The 21003-nt window shown below is 30.0% G+C and carries 16 protein-coding genes; 11 read left to right on the forward strand and 5 right to left on the reverse strand.

Going from position 1 to position 21003, the window contains the following annotated elements:
• Positions 1–141: 141 nt before the first annotated feature.
• From CLOCEL_RS07060 to CLOCEL_RS07080, 5 genes are all read left to right on the forward strand, one after another.
• Positions 142–1806: an O-antigen ligase family protein gene (locus CLOCEL_RS07060; protein ID WP_242655235.1), complete on the forward strand. Its 1665-nt coding sequence runs from the start codon at positions 142–144 to the stop codon at positions 1804–1806.
• 31 nt (positions 1807–1837) lie between these two features.
• Entirely contained in the window at positions 1838–2419 is a 582-nt protein-coding gene (locus CLOCEL_RS07065) for an LURP-one-related/scramblase family protein (RefSeq protein ID WP_010075986.1), read from the forward strand.
• Between the two features lie 288 nt (positions 2420–2707).
• Complete coding sequence (locus tag CLOCEL_RS07070) at positions 2708–3457, forward strand: ComEA family DNA-binding protein (RefSeq protein ID WP_010075985.1); 750 nt, start codon at positions 2708–2710, stop codon at positions 3455–3457.
• 128 nt (positions 3458–3585) lie between these two features.
• Positions 3586–6162, forward strand: a complete 2577-nt coding sequence (locus tag CLOCEL_RS07075) for a P-type ATPase actuator domain-containing protein (protein ID WP_013291666.1) — start codon at positions 3586–3588, stop codon at positions 6160–6162.
• A 66-nt stretch (positions 6163–6228) separates the two neighbouring features.
• On the forward strand, positions 6229–8028 hold the full coding sequence (locus CLOCEL_RS07080; protein ID WP_010075982.1) for a ComEC/Rec2 family competence protein: 1800 nt from the start codon (positions 6229–6231) through the stop codon (positions 8026–8028).
• 190 nt (positions 8029–8218) lie between these two features.
• On the opposite strand, the gene CLOCEL_RS07085 is transcribed toward CLOCEL_RS07080, so the two are convergent.
• From CLOCEL_RS07085 to CLOCEL_RS07095, 3 genes are all read right to left on the reverse strand, one after another.
• Positions 8219–8986, reverse strand: a complete 768-nt coding sequence (locus CLOCEL_RS07085) for a tetratricopeptide repeat protein (protein WP_010075981.1) — start codon at positions 8984–8986, stop codon at positions 8219–8221.
• A gap of 35 nt (positions 8987–9021) precedes the next feature.
• Positions 9022–9972 carry a polysaccharide deacetylase family protein gene (locus CLOCEL_RS07090; protein ID WP_010075980.1) on the reverse strand — a complete coding sequence of 317 codons (951 nt, stop codon included), beginning with the start codon at positions 9970–9972 and terminating at the stop codon, positions 9022–9024.
• A 283-nt stretch (positions 9973–10255) separates the two neighbouring features.
• The gene (locus tag CLOCEL_RS07095) at positions 10256–11119 is read right to left on the reverse strand and encodes a LysR family transcriptional regulator (RefSeq protein ID WP_010075979.1); all 864 of its coding nucleotides are present in this window, start codon (positions 11117–11119) and stop codon (positions 10256–10258) included.
• 124 nt (positions 11120–11243) lie between these two features.
• On the opposite strand from CLOCEL_RS07095, the gene CLOCEL_RS07100 reads away from it, so the two are divergent.
• On the forward strand, positions 11244–13454 hold the full coding sequence (locus CLOCEL_RS07100; RefSeq protein WP_010075978.1) for a hydratase: 2211 nt from the start codon (positions 11244–11246) through the stop codon (positions 13452–13454).
• Positions 13455–13634: 180 nt separating this feature from the next.
• On the opposite strand, the gene CLOCEL_RS07105 is transcribed toward CLOCEL_RS07100, so the two are convergent.
• The gene (locus CLOCEL_RS07105) at positions 13635–14099 is read right to left on the reverse strand and encodes a GreA/GreB family elongation factor (RefSeq protein ID WP_010075977.1); all 465 of its coding nucleotides are present in this window, start codon (positions 14097–14099) and stop codon (positions 13635–13637) included.
• Between the two features lie 320 nt (positions 14100–14419).
• Between CLOCEL_RS07105 and holA the strand changes: the two genes are divergently transcribed.
• Together holA and CLOCEL_RS07115 are read left to right on the forward strand one after the other, a co-directional pair.
• Entirely contained in the window at positions 14420–15451 is a 1032-nt protein-coding gene (gene holA, locus CLOCEL_RS07110) for a DNA polymerase III subunit delta (protein WP_010075976.1), read from the forward strand.
• Positions 15452–15683: 232 nt separating this feature from the next.
• A complete protein-coding gene (locus CLOCEL_RS07115) occupies positions 15684–16235 on the forward strand; it encodes a DEAD/DEAH box helicase family protein (RefSeq protein WP_010075974.1) in 552 nt (183 codons plus the stop codon).
• A gap of 169 nt (positions 16236–16404) precedes the next feature.
• Here CLOCEL_RS07115 and rpsT read toward each other — a convergent pair whose 3' ends face one another.
• Positions 16405–16665 carry a 30S ribosomal protein S20 gene (gene rpsT, locus CLOCEL_RS07120; RefSeq protein ID WP_010075973.1) on the reverse strand — a complete coding sequence of 87 codons (261 nt, stop codon included), beginning with the start codon at positions 16663–16665 and terminating at the stop codon, positions 16405–16407.
• 235 nt (positions 16666–16900) lie between these two features.
• Between rpsT and gpr the strand changes: the two genes are divergently transcribed.
• The 3 genes from gpr to lepA all read left to right on the forward strand — a co-directional run bounded on the left by gpr (position 16901) and on the right by lepA (position 20980).
• Positions 16901–17872, forward strand: coding sequence for a GPR endopeptidase (gene gpr, locus CLOCEL_RS07125; RefSeq protein ID WP_010075972.1), 972 nt, complete (start codon positions 16901–16903; stop codon positions 17870–17872).
• Positions 17873–17988: 116 nt separating this feature from the next.
• Positions 17989–19092 carry a stage II sporulation protein P gene (locus CLOCEL_RS07130; RefSeq protein WP_010075971.1) on the forward strand — a complete coding sequence of 368 codons (1104 nt, stop codon included), beginning with the start codon at positions 17989–17991 and terminating at the stop codon, positions 19090–19092.
• 82 nt (positions 19093–19174) lie between these two features.
• Positions 19175–20980: a translation elongation factor 4 gene (gene lepA, locus CLOCEL_RS07135; RefSeq protein WP_010075970.1), complete on the forward strand. Its 1806-nt coding sequence runs from the start codon at positions 19175–19177 to the stop codon at positions 20978–20980.
• The last annotated feature ends 23 nt before the right edge of the window (positions 20981–21003 follow it).

A 21003-nucleotide genomic window follows, 5' to 3' on the forward strand; every position in this document is an offset into this window, starting at 1 on the left:
TTAATAAAAAATCGAAGCCTATTAGTATTAATTTTAATAACAATATTAATACCATATAAGCTTCTGTTTCAGGATTATGCCAACTCATTGATACTTTTAATAGGTGTCATATATTTATTAGTGTTTATAAAAGAGGTAAAAGTGAATAAAAAATATTTTTTCATACTTTTATCTATTTCAGTTTTTGCAATTATATCTTTATTTTTTACAAATAGTTTAACCCAGTCAATGCAGGGTCTTGCAATTTATGTTGGTAGTGTAATTTTTTATATTATTTTAGAAGATGGGAAAGAAGAAAAGGCTAATATAATTAATTGGTCCACCTATGCATTAGCTCTTAGTTCATTGTTTTATATTTTTATTCAAGGAGCTATCTTAAAAGGTGGAGTTCTTGCAAATAGAATTGATGGTAATATAGGGTATGCAAATACATATGCTTTATTACTTTTAGTAGGAGTGTATTTTAATAATATTAGAGAAAATAAGTTTTTAAGCGATATCATAGAAATCATTTTAATTATAGGTGTTTTATTTACTGGATCAAGAAGTACGCTTTTTTACTTGGGGATATATGTATTGTTGATGATAATAATTAACTGGAAGAAAAAAGAGCAAAGATTCCTTAACATACTAAACTTAATTATTGCTGCTATTATTTATGCCCTTATTGAAAAGGGTGGAGTTGGAGTTGTATTTATACTTCCTATAGCTCTTATCATCATTTATCCAGTATTGAATAGTATCCATGCAAAGTATAAAAATATTGCTGCTATTGTTTTAGTTGCTTTAAGTGTTCCAGCTATGTTTTTATTTAATACAAATTTTGCTCAAAGACTAAAAGGAGTTTCATTACATACTGGAGAATTTCAACAAAGAATTTATTATTTTCAAGATGCTACAAAACATATCTTGAAGAATCCTTTTGGTTCTGGAATAAATTCCTTCCAGTATAGGCAAGTAGTAGATCAATGTGCTTGGTATGATGTAAGATATATACATAATTCTATATTGCAAGTTGGATATGATATTGGAATAATAGGGATGATACTTTTTATTTCCTTGGCAATATTCGGTGGAATAGTGGTATTTAAAAGTAAAGATAAGAATAAGTATCTCTATTTATCTATATATATAACTATATTTCTTCATAGTTTATTAGATTTTGATTTTGCTTATAGCATAACTTTTATATTAATTTTAATGATTTTTGTTTTTAATAATGATTCTACTGATATATTAAATCTAAAGAACATAAAATTAATAATTTCAGTGCCTACTTTAATTTTTAGTTTTTATATTTCTTTTGTAAGTAGTTGCTACTATATTGGAGATAAACTAAGTAATACTGGCTCTTACCTTGGCGCTATAAATGTTTATAAGATTGCTAGAGGGGTTATGCCTGTTGATAGTGATATATATTTAAAATTGGGAATCTCCTATAATTATCAATATAGACAAACGGGCGATGAGAACATGGTTAAGGAAGCAATAGATAGTTTTAAAAGGGCTGAGGAGCTTAATCCAATTAATCCAGTTGTAATAGCTAATTTAGCTTTTACCCATGAAGCTATAGGGGATGAAGAAAATACAAATTACTATTATCATAAATTAATAAGTACAGAAAAATATAATTATGATGCATATAAAGCTTATTATCAGTATCTAAACAAGAGGTTTAACGATACAAAAGATGAAAAATATAATAAGAAAATAAGCGAACTACAACAAGTATATGCGGAAAATATAAGTACCATTAGGGAGGTAGTTAAAAAATATTTTGGTGAAATGCCAAGGTCGATAAGTTAAGATGAATCAGGTTAAATTAGGGGGAAAATTAATGTTACAACAACGTTATAATTATGATTTATATATGATAAGAAGAAAGGTACTTAGATTTGTAGGAGCTAGCTTTCATATCTACAATCCTGATGGAGAACTTCAATTTTACGTAAATCAAAAGGGTTTTAAATTGAAGGAAGATATAAAGATTTATACAGGAGAAGATATGCTGGAAGAATTGATTTTTATCAGAGCTAGAAGCGTTATAGATATCTCTGCAATTTATGATGTTTATGATAGTATAACAGGAGAAAAGATTGGAGCTCTAAAAAGAAAAGGATTAAAGTCTATACTAAAAGACGAATGGCTAATTCTTGATTGTAATGATAATGAAGTTGGAAATATACAAGAAGATAGTACAGCTTTGGCCATTGTAAGAAGATTTCTAACTAATCTAGTTCCTCAAGCTTTTATTGGAACCTTACAAGGGCAAATGGTTTTTGAATTTAGACAAAAGTTTAATCCTTTTATTCAAAAGATAGATATTGATTTTTCCTTAGACAAAAATAAAATCTTAGATAGAAGATTAGCAATAGCAACATCTGTTTTATTATGTGCAATTGAAGGAAGGCAAAACTAAATTTTATTAAAGTAGATTTTTATATTGATTTAAGAGAGATGGCGTTGAGAATTTATGACTACAACTCTCTTTTTTGTTTTAATTTATGTACAGTGCACATGAAAATATAATGAAACTCAAAACATGTTGCATAAAATAGTTTATTTTTAAGTTAAGTCTGTTTGAAACTAAAGGGAAATGGAGATATATAAAGATATACTCGTTGGATTAAAAGTACAAGTAAAAATTCACAGTTTATGTATATAATTTTAGTTCAACTAATATAAGCTTAATTTGAAAGGTATATTTATGGACAAAAATAAGAAATTAATAGGATCTATTACAGTTGTTATATTGTTAGTGATTATGATGGCTGTTGGTTATAAATTATCTCAGCCTAAGGTTATTACAGATAAGGATATGGAAGTAATGATAGATACTTCAGAAGATTCTTCATTTCAGAAGGAGAGTTTAAATGTAGAAAATCAACAAGAGAATAAACAAGAAAATAAAAGAGAGAATACGGAAGAAAGCCAAAGTAAGGTTGATGATTCAAAAAAGCAAGGTTCATCAAAAATTGTAGTTCAAGTTCAAGGTGAGGTGAAAAATCCAGGAATATATGATTTGGATGAAGGAAGCAGAATTAGGGATTTAATTGAGGCAGCAGGAGGATTAACTGAAAATGCTGATAAAACTATTAATCAAGCTTTAAAGTTAAAAGATGAAGATAGCGTTGTCGTATACAAAGTAGGAGATCATATAGAAAATGCTGTTGCTGTAAATAATATAATTTCAAGTAATAATAGTGCTGGAAGCAATAATAAAAAAGGTGACGATAAAGGCACTAGTACAGAAAAAACCGATGTAAAAGTTGATATAAATACAGCAACAAAGGAACAATTAATGTCTTTAAAAGGTATAGGAGAGACTTATTCTGAAAAGATTATAGAATATAGAGAGAAAAATGGTCCTTTTAAAACCATTGAAGAATTAAAAAATGTTAGTGGCATAGGTGAAAAGACTTTTGAAAAAATAAAAGATTCCATAGAAGTGAAATAGATACATATAACTAGCTTTATGAAAAAAAGCTAAACTTCAATGAAGGTGCTAAATACATTAATAAAATCAACGATAACTAATATGATATATTAGTAATATGAAAAATTATTTGACTGGGGGGAAAGAGTTTGGGAGAATGGTATCGACTTTCCTGGAATAAAGTTGTTGAAAAAATTGGAACAAGTGAAATCTATGGTTTATCATCAGGAGATATTGGAGATAAGCGAAAAATCTATGGAAGTAATGAAATAAAAGTGGTCAATCCTAAGAATTTTTGGAAGTTATCCTTAAAGATTTTATTTAATAGTTGGGGTATTGTATTTATATTGTTAAGTTTTTATTCTTTTTATAAGAATGATTTAATTGCTGGAGGCATAAGTACTGTTATCTTTTTAGCTATAATAGCATTTATATTAAAGGATGAAATTAATGAGAAAAACAATTATAAAATCTTTAATAAATATAATGATAATGAAATTTGGGTTCTTAGAGATGGTGTAGATATAAAAATCTCTGCTAAGGATGTTGTTGTTGGAGATATACTTTTATTGAGGAAAGGCGATATGTGTCCAGCAGATGCAAGAATTATTTCCTCAGAAAAATTGAGAGTAAAAGAAACTCTCTTGACTGGAGAAAATGAACTTGTTGAGAAGTATCATACGAGAATAGATGAAGAAGTATTCACTTTAAGCGAGATAAAAAATTGTTTATTTAAAGGGTCTTTTATTATTGCTGGTGAAGTTACTGCAGTAGCAGTTGCCGTAGGTGATGCTACACAGATGGGAAGTATTTTGACACACCTTAATAGTTCAACTGAGGAAAGTGAGAGATTTTTTAAGGGGATCTTTGATGCTACCAATATTATTGCTCAAATAACACTAGCATTAGCTATTATAGAAGTTATTATTAGTTTTATAAGAACTAAGGATATTTTCGGTGTTACAGCAAATACTCTTTACAGCTATGCACAACCGTTATTATTATGCGTATTTTTACTTTGGTTTCTTTATGATAGACATTTGAAAAAAGATAATGTACATATGAGTAGACTATCTTCACTATTAAAATTGACAAGTGTGGACGCTATGATTATAGATAAGGTTGGTTTTTTAACGGAAGATTTTGCTATTGCTTTGCAATATTATAGTGATGATGAATTTCATCAACATTTCACTAGAAAAGATGATGATTATAACCAAATGCGTCTTATTGAAATAGGGGTTATTTGTAATAATGCAAAGATTTCTAATATAGAAGATGAACTAAAATTAAATGGTAGTTTGTATGATGTGGCATTAATAAGACTTTGTAAAAAATTAAGAATTGATTGGGAAGAGATTCAATTTAGAGGCCCAAGAGTATTTTATATACCTTATGATAATGGTAAAAAAATAGATACATCTGTAGATAGAATAGAGAATAATTGTAGAGCACATACAAAAGGCTCTGTAGATGAAATTCTTAAGAGATGCAGATTTATAATGAAAAAAGGTATAGAGGTAGAAATAACGCCAAAGGACATAAATGAAATAAAGCTACATAGTGCAAAGATGGCAGCTAATAATCTCGAAGTAATAGCTTTTGCATATAGAAATTTTAATTATCAACCAACTGTAGAAGAAAATATTGAGTCTAATCTCGTGTTTGTTGGGATAATCGGTTTTGAAAATCCAGAAAAGCCATATTTAGATTATCAGCTAGAACAAGGTGAGATTGCAGGGATAGAACCTATCGTCGTTTGTGACAACAATAAGTTATCTGCTTTTTCCTTTGCAAAATCTGTAGGTCTTGCAACTTCCGTTGATCAAGTAGTAAGTGGTGTAGAACTTGAAAACAGTGATGAAGGTGAATTCCAAAGAGTTATAGAAAAAACAAAGGTTTATTGTAAGATAAACCATAATCAGAAACATTCTATAGTGAAAATATTAAAGGGTGTTGGTTCTAATATCGCAGTTACTGGTTCAGACCTTGCAGATATTCCGGCTTTTCAAGAAGGAAATGTTTCATTGTCTGTAGGAAATAATTGCAGCTTTATTGCAAAAAAATTAAGCGATGGTTTTATAGGTGAAAATAGCTATAGCAAAATAATAGATCTTATAATAAGCTCTAAAAAGGTTTTATGTTCTTTGCAGAAATTATTCTTGATTGCGTTTTATATAACTATTTCTAATACATTGTTTAATTTTATTGCAAACATGGTTTTAGGAATAAAGTTTCCTAGTGCAGCAATATTCTTTTTAGGAATATTCTATTATTTATACTTGTGTATTAAGCTTATACGAAATTATTCCAGCGCAGAAATTATTAATCATAAAAAATATGGTATTGATAAAGGGTTGTTTTCTAATGAAAATACTATAAGAATCATATCATATTCTGTGGTTTCTGTTCTTAGTCCAACGTTAACTATGTTCTTAATAAGTGCAGATGATAAGTATAAAGCTATTGTAGGACTAATAATGCTTTTAATGGTTGAACTTATAATGGAAAATAAGTTTTCTATTATAGGCAAAGGTAAGAGATTTATGTATTTCTTATTTAATATACTCATGATTTCTATTTGTACCTATGTTATTGGAATGATTTTAGGTGTAGATTTTATTAATCTTTATGAAATATTAATTAATCATGCTGTAAAGTTAGGATTAATGCTTGTTTCTGTAATTTTCCTTTATATTATACCTAGGTTCAAAGAAAACTTTTAAAAAATATATAAAACATTGTTTAACCTCTAAGCAAGTGGACATACTCTTGTTTAGAGGTGTTTTTTTATGTATAAGGATCAACTAGAGAAACCATTATGTTATTATGCGGTTTCTTTTATTATTGGTATAACTACATATTGTCTTTATTTAGAGGATTTAAGGCTTTTACTAATTTTACCTATGATATTTTTAATACTAGCTTTTTGGGTTATAGAAAAAAGTTATGCATTAATTATGTTAGCTTTTTTTATTCTTGGATTAGTTTGTTCAGGATATTATTTTAATCCTAAAGTAGAAAAAGATTTTATAAACCAAGTTAGGATTGAAAGAACTTATGGAAACAATGCTATAGCAAGATATAATGGAAGGACTTTAAAACTCTACAGCATTAAAGAGGAGAAACTTTTAATAAATAAAACCTATATTATAGCTGGAGAATATAGAAAAAACATAGAGGTAAAGGATGGAATAGTTGGTTTTGTAGTTGTAGATAAAATTGCTAAAGGTAAAGAAGATTTTATATCAAAAATACAGGATTATAAATATAATTTTTATAAAAAGTTAGCTGATGCCATTGGAGAGAGGAATAGTGGCTTAGTTGTTGGATTGTGCCTTGGTGATAAAGCGTATATTGAGGATAAGGATATAGATCAGTTTAATGAATTTGGGATAATTCATATTATGTGTGTCTCAGGTTTTAATCTTGCTATAATTTTTTCCCTTTTGAAAAAAATCAAGGGGGAATGGTTTGCTCTTTTGATTGTGTTCTTTTATACTTTTTTATCTGGAGCCAATAATGCCACGATAAGGGCTTTTATTATGATAAGTATACTGACACTATCAAGAAAAGCTTTTAAGAATTATGACGGTGTATCTTCTATATCTTTAGCAGCGATTTTAATTTTACTTTTTAAGCCTTATGAAATCATAGGAGCAGGATTTAACCTGTCTTTTTTGGCTACTTTAGGAATAATAATTTTTAATAGTAAAATTGAAAGATATTTATATAAAGTTCCAAGTCCAATAAGGGAATCTTTGGCATTAGATTTTAGTTCTCAAGTCACAACGATACCGTATATGCTAATGGTATTTAATAATATTGCAATTGGTTCAGTTTTAGCAAATCTAGTTTTAGTACCAGTTTATTCCTTGATTATTATTGTGGGGAATTGTCTTATTGTAGCATATTTTTTGACTCCAGTTTTTAATTGTATAGCTTACTTGGTCCAAGTGCTATTTTTTTCAGTAAGAGGTATCAGTCATTTTTTAAATATGATAATGCCAAGAAAACTGCATGGAGGTTATTTCGAAGGCATATCAATGTTACTAATCTATACAAGTTTTATTCTTTACAAGAGAGGGTATAGAAATTTTAAATGTCTCCCTGTTATTCTTTGTTTAATGATGATAATTAGAACATATTGCTTTATTCCAACCTTTGAAGTAATTCAATATAAAAGTACTTGTGGAATCATCGCAAAATATAAGTTTTATTCAGAATTATATTTAGATTCTAGGATAAAAAGTACAAAGGAAGAAAATCAAATAAAGGAGATTATGCAGGTAGATATGGTTAAGGATAATACGGAGAAGGGGAGTTTAGAAATAGGAGAGTTTAAATTAAAAATAGATAACTTGGATTGTATCTCTAAGGACGAATTTGGCGAAAAAAAAGCCATAACTTTATCATTAGAAGGTAGTACAAAAGATTTTTCTTATAAGTTCTCAGAGGATAAAAATATCAAGAATAAAAACAAAGGTGAAAAGCTAGTTGTATTGCCAACTAGTTATATAGAAGGTTATGAATACACACCAAAAACTATTTATACAATATCATTTTTGGGAGGCAAGGCTTTTTTATATTAAGGCGTAGAGGCCTTGTGATAGCTAAGAAATGTTCTTTGGTTAATAATTTTAGCTTATTATATTTTGTGAATGAAAAATAGAGACGTATATGAAATAAAGCTGTAAAATCCATTAAGATAGATGTGGTTCTATTATGTTTCGTAAATAAAATATCTCTTAAGCTAATATATTATGCTTAAGAGATAGATATTTAAGAGTTTATTAATTCATTAAATTTGTTGCTACTTCTTACATTGTCGAAGTCAGACTCTGTTTTAGCTTCTTCCTTTACTTTATGGTCTAACTTTATAGCGTCTGACATATACTTAATGGTATTTTCTACATCACCATATCTTCCATAAATACTAGCGATACCGTAATAGATCCAAGGGTTGCTTTTGTCAACCTGTAGAGCTTTATCATATGCCTTTAAAGCGTCCTCATAGTAGCCAAAAAGCTCTAAAGCTAATGCTTTATTAAAGCGTCCATAAGGAAAGTCAGCTTTTAGTTCAAGGGATTTATCTATGTTTTTTATGCCTTCTTGAAAATTTCCTTTATAGCAAAGGGCAATTCCTTTTATATTGTAGGCCATATAATAGTTTGGATTTTGTGATAATATTTCATCTGCGATAGCTATGGATTTTTCATAGTCATTTGCAAAGAAAAGATTGAAAGCTTGTTCATACTTTTCAGCAGAATCATCCTTTGTTGTATTGTCTTCTTTCTTTGTAGCAGAATTATTGCCTTGAGAATTGTTTATTGCAGCGTTGTTATCGGTATTCTCTGTTGAAGCATTAGTGATATCCTTAGCTTTTTCAGTTGAAGTATCCGTTGTATTTTTTGTTTTTTCAATTGATGTATTGCTGTTAGAGTTATCACTAATAGTGTTATGTTTAAAAAACACTACAGCAAGGACAATTGTTATTACTAAAATCGCAAATATAAGAAGGTTAAAAAAAGGGATCTTCTTTTTTTTCATAGTTATGCTACCTCGCTATTTAGGTATTATAGTTTTTAATCTGTATTATCATAATTTGGGTCAGTTATTCTAGTAATGAATTTTTCTAATGGTGCAAAACCACTGATATATACCCTATCTAGAGTTACTAAACCATCAGATTTTTCAGACCATCTGCCATCAGTAGTAAAGGCAAGGGAATAGCCTAACTGCGATACTAATGAGAGAGTATCTTGATTATAGCCACCATAAGGGTAAGCTATGTATTTTACTTGTTTGTTTAATAACTTTTCGATAGCTTGTTTTGAATTTTCTAATTCTAATTTTTGTTGATCAACAGTTAATTGGTCAAGATGAGGATGATCAACTGTATGACATTCTATGGACATGCCGTTTGCATTTAATTCTTTTACTTGGGTCGAATTTAAATATCCAGGCATTTTATCAATAAAATCTGATATTAAAAATATTGTAGCTTTAAAACCGAATTGTTTTAATATTGGGTATGCTGATGTGTAGTTGTCATCATAGCCGTCATCAAAGGTTAAAACTACAGATTTTTCTGGAATAGGATAATCTTCGGTGTAATATTTATAAAGTTCATCTAAGGTTAAAGTTGTATAGTTATTATCTTTTAAATACTGCATTTGTGCTTTAAAGTTTTCCACTGGTAATCGTGCTGGATTTCCTTCTTCGTAAGCAATTGAATGATACATGATTACAGGAACACCTTGATTTGCTGCTTTGTAAGTTGTGGTTACTGTAGGATTATTTACAGTAGCGTTATCGTTAATTCCAGGATTGTTAGCAGGTTTATCAGTGTTTTTCGTGGAGTTTTCTTCAATTTCTGTGTTGCTATTCTCTGACTTTTCTTTGTCTATATTAGTATTGTTTTGTTTTTCTTTTTTTACAACTGTGCTGTCAGTATTCTGAACTGTTGGGCTATTTGAACAACTACAAAGAAGTAAAAAGGATAATAGTACGGGAAAAATAATTTTTTTTTGCAAAAAGAGTACCTCCTAAGAATTTATTCACTAAATGTACTGTTTTATAATACTATTATTTATTGGATAAAAAAATAGTATTATAAATAATTTAAAAGAAATTTACTATTATACCTATTAAAATTCTTTATTGAAACCTATATAGCATAAAAATACTACCTAAAATATAGCGTGCTAGAGTTAAACATTAACTTATTCATTAAGTTTATTAACATGGGGAATAGTGTTAAGAATAAAAACTTTTGCATTCAATATAGATTTCAATGATATATCTATATAACGGGAGCTATATTATATCAATAATATGTTTTGTATAGGAATCAACAGAAGGATTCTTTATTTTAGATTTATCAACAAATACATAACCGTTAACTATATAAGGGGAATAGTTATTAATTTTGACTTCTTTCAATTTGCCTTCAAAAATTAAATCTTTAGTCAATGATCTTAACATAAATGCATATCCAAAGCCCTCATATAGAAAATCCACAAGCTCAAGCATTTGGTCAACATAAAGCCTGTAATCAAGCTTTCGCTTTAGCTTAGTCTCCAGCCATTGATGAAAGTCGTTACCTAAGTCTGCTAGAAGTAAATTTAGAGTAGGTAATTGTTCCAAAGAAATTGTATCTAAAAATTCAGGGGAATTCTTTGTTACCAATATAAAATCATCACTAAAAGTACCAATGCAATGTAGTTTAGTTGATTTTGGTTTTTGGTATACAAAGCCTATGTCAATGAGGTTATCCTCAAGCATTTCCATAAGTATATTTGAATGGTTAATAACCACCTTTACGGAAGTGTCGTGGTTAGTGCCCATAAAGGATTTTGTTATCTTTTCAACATATCTATAATAGAGGGAATGAACAGCTCCTATTTTTATGGTGTTCTTATAATTATATTTGTGTAAATGAGAAATTCCTTCTTCTTCAATAGCTATTACTCTTTTGGCATAAGGTAAAAAGTTAGTTCCAAATTGAGTAAGTTCAACGTTTTTATTGGTTCTATTAAATAATGGGACTTGAAGATATTTTTCAAGCTCACCTATTCTATTTGATACTGTTGATTGAACAATATTAAGTTTTTTAGCTGCTTTTGAAAAGTTTCTTGTTTCTGCTAGAATTACAAAGGTTTTGTAAAAATCGTAATTCAAAAACATTTCCTCCTTTACTATCGAAAATATGAATTAATATTATTCAAATAATTCACTATACAAATTAAAGTCTTTTATTTATAATAACAAGAGAGTGATTAAAATGTAAAGGAGAGCTTTGAAAATGGTAAATTTGATTAAGCAAGGTGTTTATCTTTGTAATGGTGAATATAGAGAAGATTATAAAAGTGACATAAATATAGAAGAAGCTAAGAAAAATACGATAGCATATAGTATTTTAAATAAACACAATACATCAGGAAATATGGATAACTTAAAAATTAAGTTTGATGCTATGGCTTCCCATGATATAACATATGTAGGAATTATTCAAACTGCTAGAGCTAGCGGAATGACTGAATTTCCATTACCTTACGTATTAACTAACTGCCACAATAGTCTTTGTGCTGTAGGTGGAACTATCAATGAAGATGACCACGTATTTGGTCTTTCAGCAGCAAAAAAATATGGTGGTATATATGTACCTGCTCACATAGCTGTTATTCATCAATATATGAGAGAGATGATGGCTCAATGTGGAAATATGATACTTGGATCAGACAGCCACACTCGTTATGGTGCTCTTGGAACTATGGCTGTAGGAGAAGGCGGACCAGAACTTGTAAAACAATTACTAAACAAGACTTATGATATAGATTATCCAGAAGTTATAGCTGTTTATTTAGAAGGCAAGCCTGCACTAGGGGTTGGACCTCAAGACGTTGCTCTTGCAATAATAGGTGCAGTATTTAAGAATGCTTTTGTTAAGAATAAAGTTATGGAATTCGTTGGTCCTGGAATAAAAAATCTTTCTGTAGAATTCAGAAACGGAATTGATGTAATGACTACAGAAACTACTTGTTTATCTTCAATCTGGGCTACAGATGAAAAAGTTCAAGAATATTATAAGACTCATGGTAGAGCAGAAGCTTATGCTAAACTTGAGCCAGGTAGTGTAGCTTATTATGATGGTATGGTTAGAGTAGATTTAAGTAAAGTACAACCTATGATAGCATTACCTTTCCATCCAAGTAATGTATATACTATAAAAGAATTAAATGAAAATGCAGAAGAAATTTTAAGAAATGTTGACGGAATCAGTTTAGCAGATAAAATTGTCGATGGTAAAATTTTAGTTGATCAAGGTATCGTAGCAGGATGTTCTGGTGGTACTTTTGAAAATATTACAAAGATGGCTGCTATTTTAGACGGAAAATCTGTAGGATCAGATTATTTCAACTTAAGCGTATATCCATCTAGTCAACCTGTATATTCAGAATTACTTAAAAACGGTGCAGCAGGTAAGTTAATGGAAAGTGGAGCTGTAATGAAAACTGCCTTCTGTGGACCATGCTTTGGTGCAGGAGACGTTCCAAATAACAACGGTTTTAGTATAAGACATACTACTAGAAACTTCCCAAGCAGAGAAGGTTCAAAACCGGGTGCAGGACAAATTGCTGCTGTAGCATTAATGGATGCAACATCTATAGCAGCAACAGCATTAAATGGTGGTATATTAACACCAGCTACTGAAGTTTATATACCAGAATTCTCAACAGCATATAGCTTTAATGGTAACATCTATGGAAATAGAGTATACCAAGGTTATGGCAAAGCAGATACAAGCTTAGATTTAAAATTTGGACCGAACATAACAGATTGGCCAAAGATGCCTCAATTAGCAGATAATATGCTATTAAAATTTGCTGCTGTAATCTATGATGAAGTTACTACTACTGATGAATTAATTCCATCAGGAGAAACTTCTTCATACCGTTCAAATCCATTAAAATTAGCTGAGTTCACATTATCAAGAAAAGAGCCATTATATGTAGAAAGAGCAAAAGCTACACAAGCTTTAAATGGAGAATTACAAAATGGTGTAGTTCCAGAAGAATTAAAGAAGGTATTTGACCAAGTTGAAGCTACAGAAGATATGATAAAGAACACAGGTCTTGGTAGCGTAGTTTATGCAAACAAACCAGGTGACGGTTCTGCTAGAGAACAAGCAGCTTCATGCCAAAAAGTTTTAGGCGGAACTGCTAATATAGCAGTAGAATACGCAACTAAGAGATATAGAAGCAATCTAATAAACTGGGGTATGCTTCCATTCACAATTGATCAAGAAAACAGCGTTGGTATCGAAAACGGTGATTATGTTTTCGTTGAAGGCATAAGAGCAGCTGTAGAAGCTGGCAAAGAAGAAATCAAAGCTAAACTTGTAGGTTCTAAAGGAGTTAAAGAAGTTACCCTTTACTTCAAGAACCTTACAAAGGATGAAAGAGATATAATCTTAGCTGGTTGTCTAATAAACTATTACGGAAAAGATAAATAAGACCTGTATTTTTATCAACAGGACTAAGTTTTTGAAGATAAAATAACTTTTTAAAATTGAAAACTTATATTAATAATAAAGCTACTTTCATTAGTTAACTGATGAAAGTAGCTTTTATAGATAGCATCTATAAAAATTGTAGTTATTCATATATATAGTACTGAAGCTAAAGATAATAAATTATAATATTTCTAATATTTCTACTGTATAAATATCCTCAGGAGCATTGACTGTAACTATTTCTCCAGCCTTTTTGCCAGATAGTGCTTTGCCTAAATCTGATTCTATACTTATGTACATATTTTCAGGATCTAAATCCATAGTCGTTACTAATGTTAATACGTCTTCATAATCATCTTCTATAAATCTAACTTTAGCTTTAGTATTAATTCCTAAAGTTGACTTATCTACAGTATGTTCATCTATTAAGGTAGCTGTTGAAATCATAGTTAATAAATATTGAATTCTATTATCATTTTCTCTATAATTTGCACAAGCTTCTTTGTATTCTGCATTTTCAGATCTATCTCCGTGGGCTGCTGCAATTAGTTTTTCTTTTGCTATCTCAGCTCTTTTTACGGTCATTCTATATTCTAATTCCTCCTGTAGTTTCTTCATGTTTTCTAATGTTAATTTATTATTCATAAAATTTAAACCTCCAATGAGACGGGTAATATTAATTGGATTTATAAAAGTATGATTACAATTTATAAACATATTCTTACTTAAATAATAATTTTAATATGTATTGATTAAGTTGTAAAGTATTGTATTTCGCTAAGAATGTATATAACAAATACAATTTTTTATATACTTCTAATAAAGAATAGTGAGTTTTTAATATATCTCAAAATTTATGGACTAGTTTCAATAATAAAACTCATAGATATGGTCAGCGGAAATAATTTTGATATTTTTATGAGAAATGATAAAATATCCTTAAGAATGCAAAGGAGAATACATTAATGATAGACTTTTTAGTTCTTGAGGAGAATATAAAAAACAATAAAATTGATAATAAATATATATTGTTTGGTTTTAATGAAAGCTTAATCAAAGAAAATATAAGAAATATTTCTAAAAAGCAGTTAGATCCCAATTTTTTTGATTTAAATTATGTACAATTTGATGGTATTACATCAAAGGCTGAGGATATAATAAATTCTTGTGAGACCTTGCCTTTTATGGATTCAAAGAGAATTGTAGTTGTATATAGAGCAGTTTTTTTAGAGGACGATGGAAAACAACAAGGTGTTAGTGCGGAAGATACCTTCAAGAAAATAAGTGCTTATATAGATAAGGTGCCAGAACATTGCATCTTGATACTTTATTACGTTTTTGACGAGAAAAGAGATAAGGCAAGTAAAAAGATTAAGGCTCTTGAGAAAAAGTGTACAGTTGTTGAATTCAAACAACTTAAAAGTGCAACACTACAAAAAAAAGTTAAAGTACTTTTTGAGGAAAGAAACCAACCAATAGAAAAAGCAGAACTTTCACTTTTCTGTTCAGGGCTTGATAATAATATGGATATTATAATAAATGAAGTAGAGAAACTTTGTTGTTATGCTCTGGGAAGAACTATAACAAAAGAAGATATTTTTCTTTTAGCTCCACCTAAAAGTGATAGTGATATCTTTAATCTAGTGGATTATGTTTCACAAAAGAATACAAAGGTAGCCTTGGATATATTGAATGAACTTATATTTAGAGGTGAGAAGTTTCCTGTGATTCTATCTATGATAGAAAGACAGTTTAAAATAATATTAAGCCTGAAGCTTGGTTCAAAAAAAGGAAAGAATTTAGAAGTGCTTTCAAAGGAATTACATCTTAATCCTTATATAGCTGAAAAGATGATGGCACAAAGTAAAAAATTTACGGAAGAGAAATTGATGAAAATTTTAGGTCATTGCTTAGAAAGTGAAAGAATACTTAAAAGTTCTTCTGTGGATGTGAAAATAGAGCTAGAAAGGTTATTAATAAAGATAGCTTTAGCTTAGAAGGCCTAAATAGTAGATATAATAAAAACTTTAACAATAAATTAAGTATATCTACAGCATTTTATTGGAGGCATACATTATTATTTATGGGTATCGTGAGCATTGGTGGCGTTGTAGAGGTTAATAAAGTTTTTTTGAAGAATCTTTTAAAAGATATCATAAGAAAGTGGAATTTTTACAATACCACGTGAGCCCCATAAAAGAGTTGTTAAGTAGTATAGGAGGAAATTTTTTGAAGTTGGTATTTTTAATCGGAGATGGAGCAGTAGGAAAAATGACAGTTGGACAAGAACTTATGAAAATTACAGGTTTACGATTATTTCACAATCATATGACCATCGAACCAGTTCTTGAAGTGTTTGGAGATTTTCATGGGAAAGCTATAGCTAGGATGAGAGAGGTTATTTTTGAAGAATTTGCGAACTCAAGTAACTATGGATTGATATTTACATATATATGGGCTTTTAATCAAAAGTCGGATTGGGATTATATTGAGCATGTAACTAATATCTTTAGAAAAAATGGTGCTGATGTTTATTATGTGGAACTTGTTGCATCTCAAGAAGTGAGATTACAAAGAAATATTACTGAAAATCGCTTAAAGCATAAGGCTTCAAAGAGAGATATTGAAAGTTCTAATCAAAGGCTAATCAATGATGACATGAATTATCGTTGTGTTAGCAATGATGGTGAGATACTATTTGATAATTATATTAAAATTAACAATTCTAATCTTTCAGCAGAAAGTGTTGCAAAAATTATAAAAGAACACTTTGATTTATGATTTTATAAAGAAGGTAAGAATAATATTTAATCCACGAAGCTCTTTAAATATATATTAAAGGAGTTTTTAATGACATCCATAGAAGAGTCGTATATTAGCCACTATATTATTAAGAATAAATTAATATAAAAAGAAATAAAACCGGTCTTATAAAACCGGTTTATTTATCCTACATAGCTGATAATTTTGCTGATAATCTTGACTTCTTTCTAGCAGCTTTGTTTGAATGTACTATTCCTTTTGAAGCCGCCATATCTAAAGCTTTAACTACATTGTTGAAGTTTGCCTTAGCTTCTTCAGCATTTTTAGCATCAACAGCAACTTCGAACTTCTTTATAGTAGTTTTAAGAGCTGATTTGATCATTTTGTTTCTTAAAGTTTTCTTTTCGATAACTTTAATTCTCTTTTTAGCTGATTTAATATTTGCCATAATTTCACCACCTTTTTCTATAAGGTTTTACAGCTTGGGGAATTGCTGTTTAATCGAGTAACGTATGTATTATATCACTTTATGCAAATTACTTCAAGGGAAAAAAATCAGAACCTATATTTTATTTAATTTACCTTAGAAATATTACCAAGAATATTAAAAAAAATATAAGAGATAATATATTTATAGGTAATGTTATAAGAAAATTACAATAAAATCCTAGGATGGTGAGTTTATGTACAGTATAAGTACTGATTTAGCTGTGGAAGCTAAAGAATATATAGAACAGCAAAATAAAAGTGAGATAAACGGCGTTGAATATTTAGAAAAGGTTGATGATGATGTAAAAGTAGCTACAGTTAAAGTTTTAACTGATGAAGGTGCAAAGACCTTAGGAAGACCGAAGGGTACCTATATCACTATAGACATTCCAAGTTATGCTCATTATGACTCAGATACTATGGATTCCTTGAGCAGGACAATGGCTAAGGAATTATCTCAATTAGTTAAGCTAGATAATAATGAGACAGCTTTGGTTGTAGGATTGGGTAATAGGATGGTAACACCAGATGCTTTAGGGCCTAAAGTTGTTTCAAAACTCATGGTAACCAGGCATTTAAAAGAATTGGTTCCTGAGTCAATTGATGATGATATTAGACCAGTTTGTGCTATGGCCCCAGGGGTTCTTGGTACTACTGGTATAGAAACCGTTGAGATAATTAAGGGAGTTGTTGAAAAGATTAAGCCAAAGCTCATAATTTGTATTGATGCTTTAGCTAGTAGAAAATTAGATAGGGTGAATTCTACAATACAAATTGGAACTAGCGGTATATCACCTGGTGCAGGAATAGGAAATCACAGACTTTCGATAAGTGAAGAAGTTTTGGGTATACCGGTTATAGCAATTGGTGTTCCAACAGTAGTTCATGCTACAACTTTAGCTCATGATACAATAGAAATGGTATTAGATGATCTTAGTAGCAAATCAACAGAGGGAAGTAGTTTTCATAGAGTAATTACTGAATTAAATGAAGATAAGGAAGCATTGATAAAAGAAATTTTAGCACCAAGATTAGGTGATTTGGTAGTTACTCCAAAGGAAGTTGATCTTATTATAGAATCTCTATCAAAAATTATAGCTAATGCTATAAATATTTCATTGCAGCCAGCTCTTGATCTAGACGATATTAATAGGTATTTAAATTGATTTTCTAACACTAAGTCTGACAATGAAATTTTGATTTATTCAAATAAGTTTTAAATTTTCATTAATCATATAAGTAAATCCTTTCTCATATCTTTTACATGAGGAGGGATTTACTTATGAGCTATAAGGTGAGGAACAAAGAAAAAGGTCTAGAAGCTCTAACAATTACCTTGTTTTTATTTTTGATTTTCACAATCATACTTTCAGCACTTTTAAAATATTGGACTGTCTGGGGAGATATTAACAAGACAGGACAAAATACTTTTTATAAAAAGTTAATAGATAATTCTGTAACATACATAGGAACTAATGCTGAAATGAATGCGGACAACTCCGAAAGTGCGTTCACTCTAAAAAAAGTCTTCTCAAAGATTTTTAATATGAGTCTTGATGCTCCTCAGACGATTATAGTAAAGGAAACTCCTATATTATTTAAAAAGACTCCAAGTGTTGAGGATAAAAAATCAAGAAGTCTTTATAATATAATAAAATCTTTTACCTTAAATGATGGGGATATAGTTATTGAGCAACCTTCAAATGTAGTACCACCATTAAATCCAGATGAAGACTATAATAATCTACATAATTTTGATAAGAATCTCATTGTAAAACCTTCAAGTAAGCCACAAGTACTTATTTACCATACTCATACTTATGAAGCTTACAACGATACTGGTTCTAGCACACAAAAAAATCCTAATTTAAGTGTTGTGGCTGTTGGTGAGGTTTTAACCAAAGAATTAAATCGATATGGTTATAATGTAATACACGATACTTCAGATCATAGCTTTGATTATAATAATGCCTATGCTAGTTCTAGAGAGAGTTTTAAGAATTATTTAAATACCTATGGAGATTTTCAACTTGTTATAGATCTTCATAGAGATGCAGGTTCTATAAAAGCATCATTTACTTGCAGCATTAATAATAATCTTTATAGTAAAGCGATGTTTGTCTATGATACAAGCTTTGGCAGTTATAATAAAAACATAGAAGTAATGAATAATTTAATGGCTATAGGAAATTCTATATATCCTGGGCTTATTAAGAGTCCTACAGAGTATAATGGAGGAATCCTTTGCTTTAACCAAGATTTAAGTAACAATGCTGTTCTTATTGAGGTGGGGGCAGATTGTAATACCTTAGGGGAAAGTAAAAATACCGCAAGTGCTTTAAGCAGAATAATTGCACAATATCTATATAATAAAAACCCACACTAAGATTTTAATAGAATTACTTGACACAGACGAAAGATTTTATGATATAATGTACTTTGATTTAATATACGTTGGGGGTAGAAGCATGGATAAAAACATCGCTAGTAACATAAGAAACTTTTGCATAGTTGCACATATAGATCATGGAAAATCTACTCTTGCCGATAGATTATTAGAAGAAACCGGAACTTTGACTCAAAGAGAAATGGAATCACAGGTTTTAGATAATATGGAACTTGAGAAAGAGAGAGGAATCACTATCAAATCTCAAGCAGCAAGATTAATATATAGAAGAGACAATGGAGAAGAATACATATTGAATCTCATTGATACTCCAGGTCATGTAGACTTTAACTATGAGGTATCAAGAAGCCTTGCAGCTTGTGAAGGCGCTATATTAGTTGTTGATGCAACACAAGGAATACAGGCTCAAACTTTAGCCAATTGCTATCTTGCAGTAGATAACAATCTTGATGTTGTACCAGTTATAAATAAAATAGACCTTCCAAGTGCAAGACCAGATGAGGTTAAGCAAGAGATAGAAGATATAATCGGTATAGAAGCGCATGATGCTCCACTTATTTCAGCAAAGACTGGATTAAATATTAAGGATGTTCTTGAAGCTATAGTAGAAAAGGTACCAGCCCCTGTAGGAGACCCAGATGCATCTTTAAAGGCATTAATCTTTGATTCTTACTATGATAGCTATAAAGGTGTTGTATGCTATGTAAGAGTTAGGGATGGAGTATTAAAGCCAGGAGTAAAAATTAAGTTAATGGTTACAGGTAAGGAATACGAAGTTACAGAAGTAGGGGTGTTTACACCAGGTTATTTCCCAATACCTGAATTAACACCTGGTATGGTTGGTTACTTTACGGCCTCTATAAAAAATGTAAGAGACGCTAGAGTTGGAGATACAGTAACTTATGCGAAGAATCCTGTAACTGAAGCACTTCCAGGATATAGACCAGCAATACCTATGGTATACAGCGGTATTTATCCTATTGATGGAGCTAAATATACAGAATTAAAAGAAGCTTTAGAAAAACTTCAAGTTAATGACGCATCTTTAGCTTTTGAACCAGAAACATCAATAGCCTTAGGATTTGGTTTTAGATGTGGCTTCCTTGGATTATTACATATGGAAATCATCCAAGAAAGAATAGAAAGAGAATTTAACCTGGATATCATAACAACAGCACCATCAGTTATATACAAAATCACTAAAACTGATGGAGAGTTAATCGAGCTTACAAACCCTACAAATATGCCGCAACCTACAGAAATTAGTAAGATGGAGGAACCAATGGTTAAGGCATCGATAATAGCTCCTTCTGATTATGTAGGACCTATTATGGAATTGTGCCAAGACAGAAGAGGTATCTTCAAGGGAATGGATTATATCGAAACTACTAGAGTTATGATAACTTATGAAATTCCGTTAAATGAAATTATCTACGATTTCTTTGACGCATTAAAATCTAGAACAAAGGGTTATGCATCCTTTGACTATGAATTAATAGGCTATACTGAAAGCGAACTTGTTAAGCTTGATATACTTTTAAATGGAGATATAGTGGATGCATTATCCATGATTGTTCCAAAAGAAAGAGCGTATGCAAGAGGTCGTGGAATAGCTGAAAAATTAAAAGAAATAATTCCAAGACAAATGTTTGAAGTGCCTATACAGGCATCTGTTGGTTCAAAGGTAATTGCTAGAGAAACTGTAAAAGCTATGAGAAAAGACGTATTAGCTAAATGTTACGGTGGAGATATTACAAGAAAGAAGAAGTTGCTTGAAAAGCAAAAAGAAGGTAAGAAGAGAATGAGACAGGTAGGTTCTGTGGAAGTACCACAAGAAGCCTTCATGACTATACTAAAAATAGATTAAGATAAAAAAAACAGCCTCTATGG

The organism is Clostridium cellulovorans 743B (genome assembly GCF_000145275.1).
Taxonomy (GTDB): Bacteria; Bacillota; Clostridia; order Clostridiales; family Clostridiaceae; genus Clostridium_K; species Clostridium_K cellulovorans.

Excerpts from the sequence above, each read along its gene's own strand:
- CLOCEL_RS07065 (WP_010075986.1), top strand. The coding sequence starts at position 1,838 with ATGTTACAACAACGTTATAATTATGATTTATATATGATAAGAAGAAAG.
- CLOCEL_RS07070 (WP_010075985.1), top strand. The coding sequence starts at position 2,708 with ATGGACAAAAATAAGAAATTAATAGGATCTATTACAGTTGTTATATTG.
- CLOCEL_RS07080 (WP_010075982.1), top strand. The coding sequence starts at position 6,229 with ATGTATAAGGATCAACTAGAGAAACCATTATGTTATTATGCGGTTTCT.
- CLOCEL_RS07085 (WP_010075981.1), bottom strand. The coding sequence starts at position 8,986 with ATGAAAAAAAAGAAGATCCCTTTTTTTAACCTTCTTATATTTGCGATT.
- CLOCEL_RS07100 (WP_010075978.1), top strand. The coding sequence starts at position 11,244 with ATGGTAAATTTGATTAAGCAAGGTGTTTATCTTTGTAATGGTGAATAT.
- CLOCEL_RS07105 (WP_010075977.1), bottom strand. The coding sequence starts at position 14,099 with ATGAATAATAAATTAACATTAGAAAACATGAAGAAACTACAGGAGGAA.
- holA (WP_010075976.1), top strand. The coding sequence starts at position 14,420 with ATGATAGACTTTTTAGTTCTTGAGGAGAATATAAAAAACAATAAAATT.
- rpsT (WP_010075973.1), bottom strand. The coding sequence starts at position 16,665 with ATGGCAAATATTAAATCAGCTAAAAAGAGAATTAAAGTTATCGAAAAG.
- gpr (WP_010075972.1), top strand. The coding sequence starts at position 16,901 with ATGTACAGTATAAGTACTGATTTAGCTGTGGAAGCTAAAGAATATATA.
- CLOCEL_RS07130 (WP_010075971.1), top strand. The coding sequence starts at position 17,989 with ATGAGCTATAAGGTGAGGAACAAAGAAAAAGGTCTAGAAGCTCTAACA.
- lepA (WP_010075970.1), top strand. The coding sequence starts at position 19,175 with ATGGATAAAAACATCGCTAGTAACATAAGAAACTTTTGCATAGTTGCA.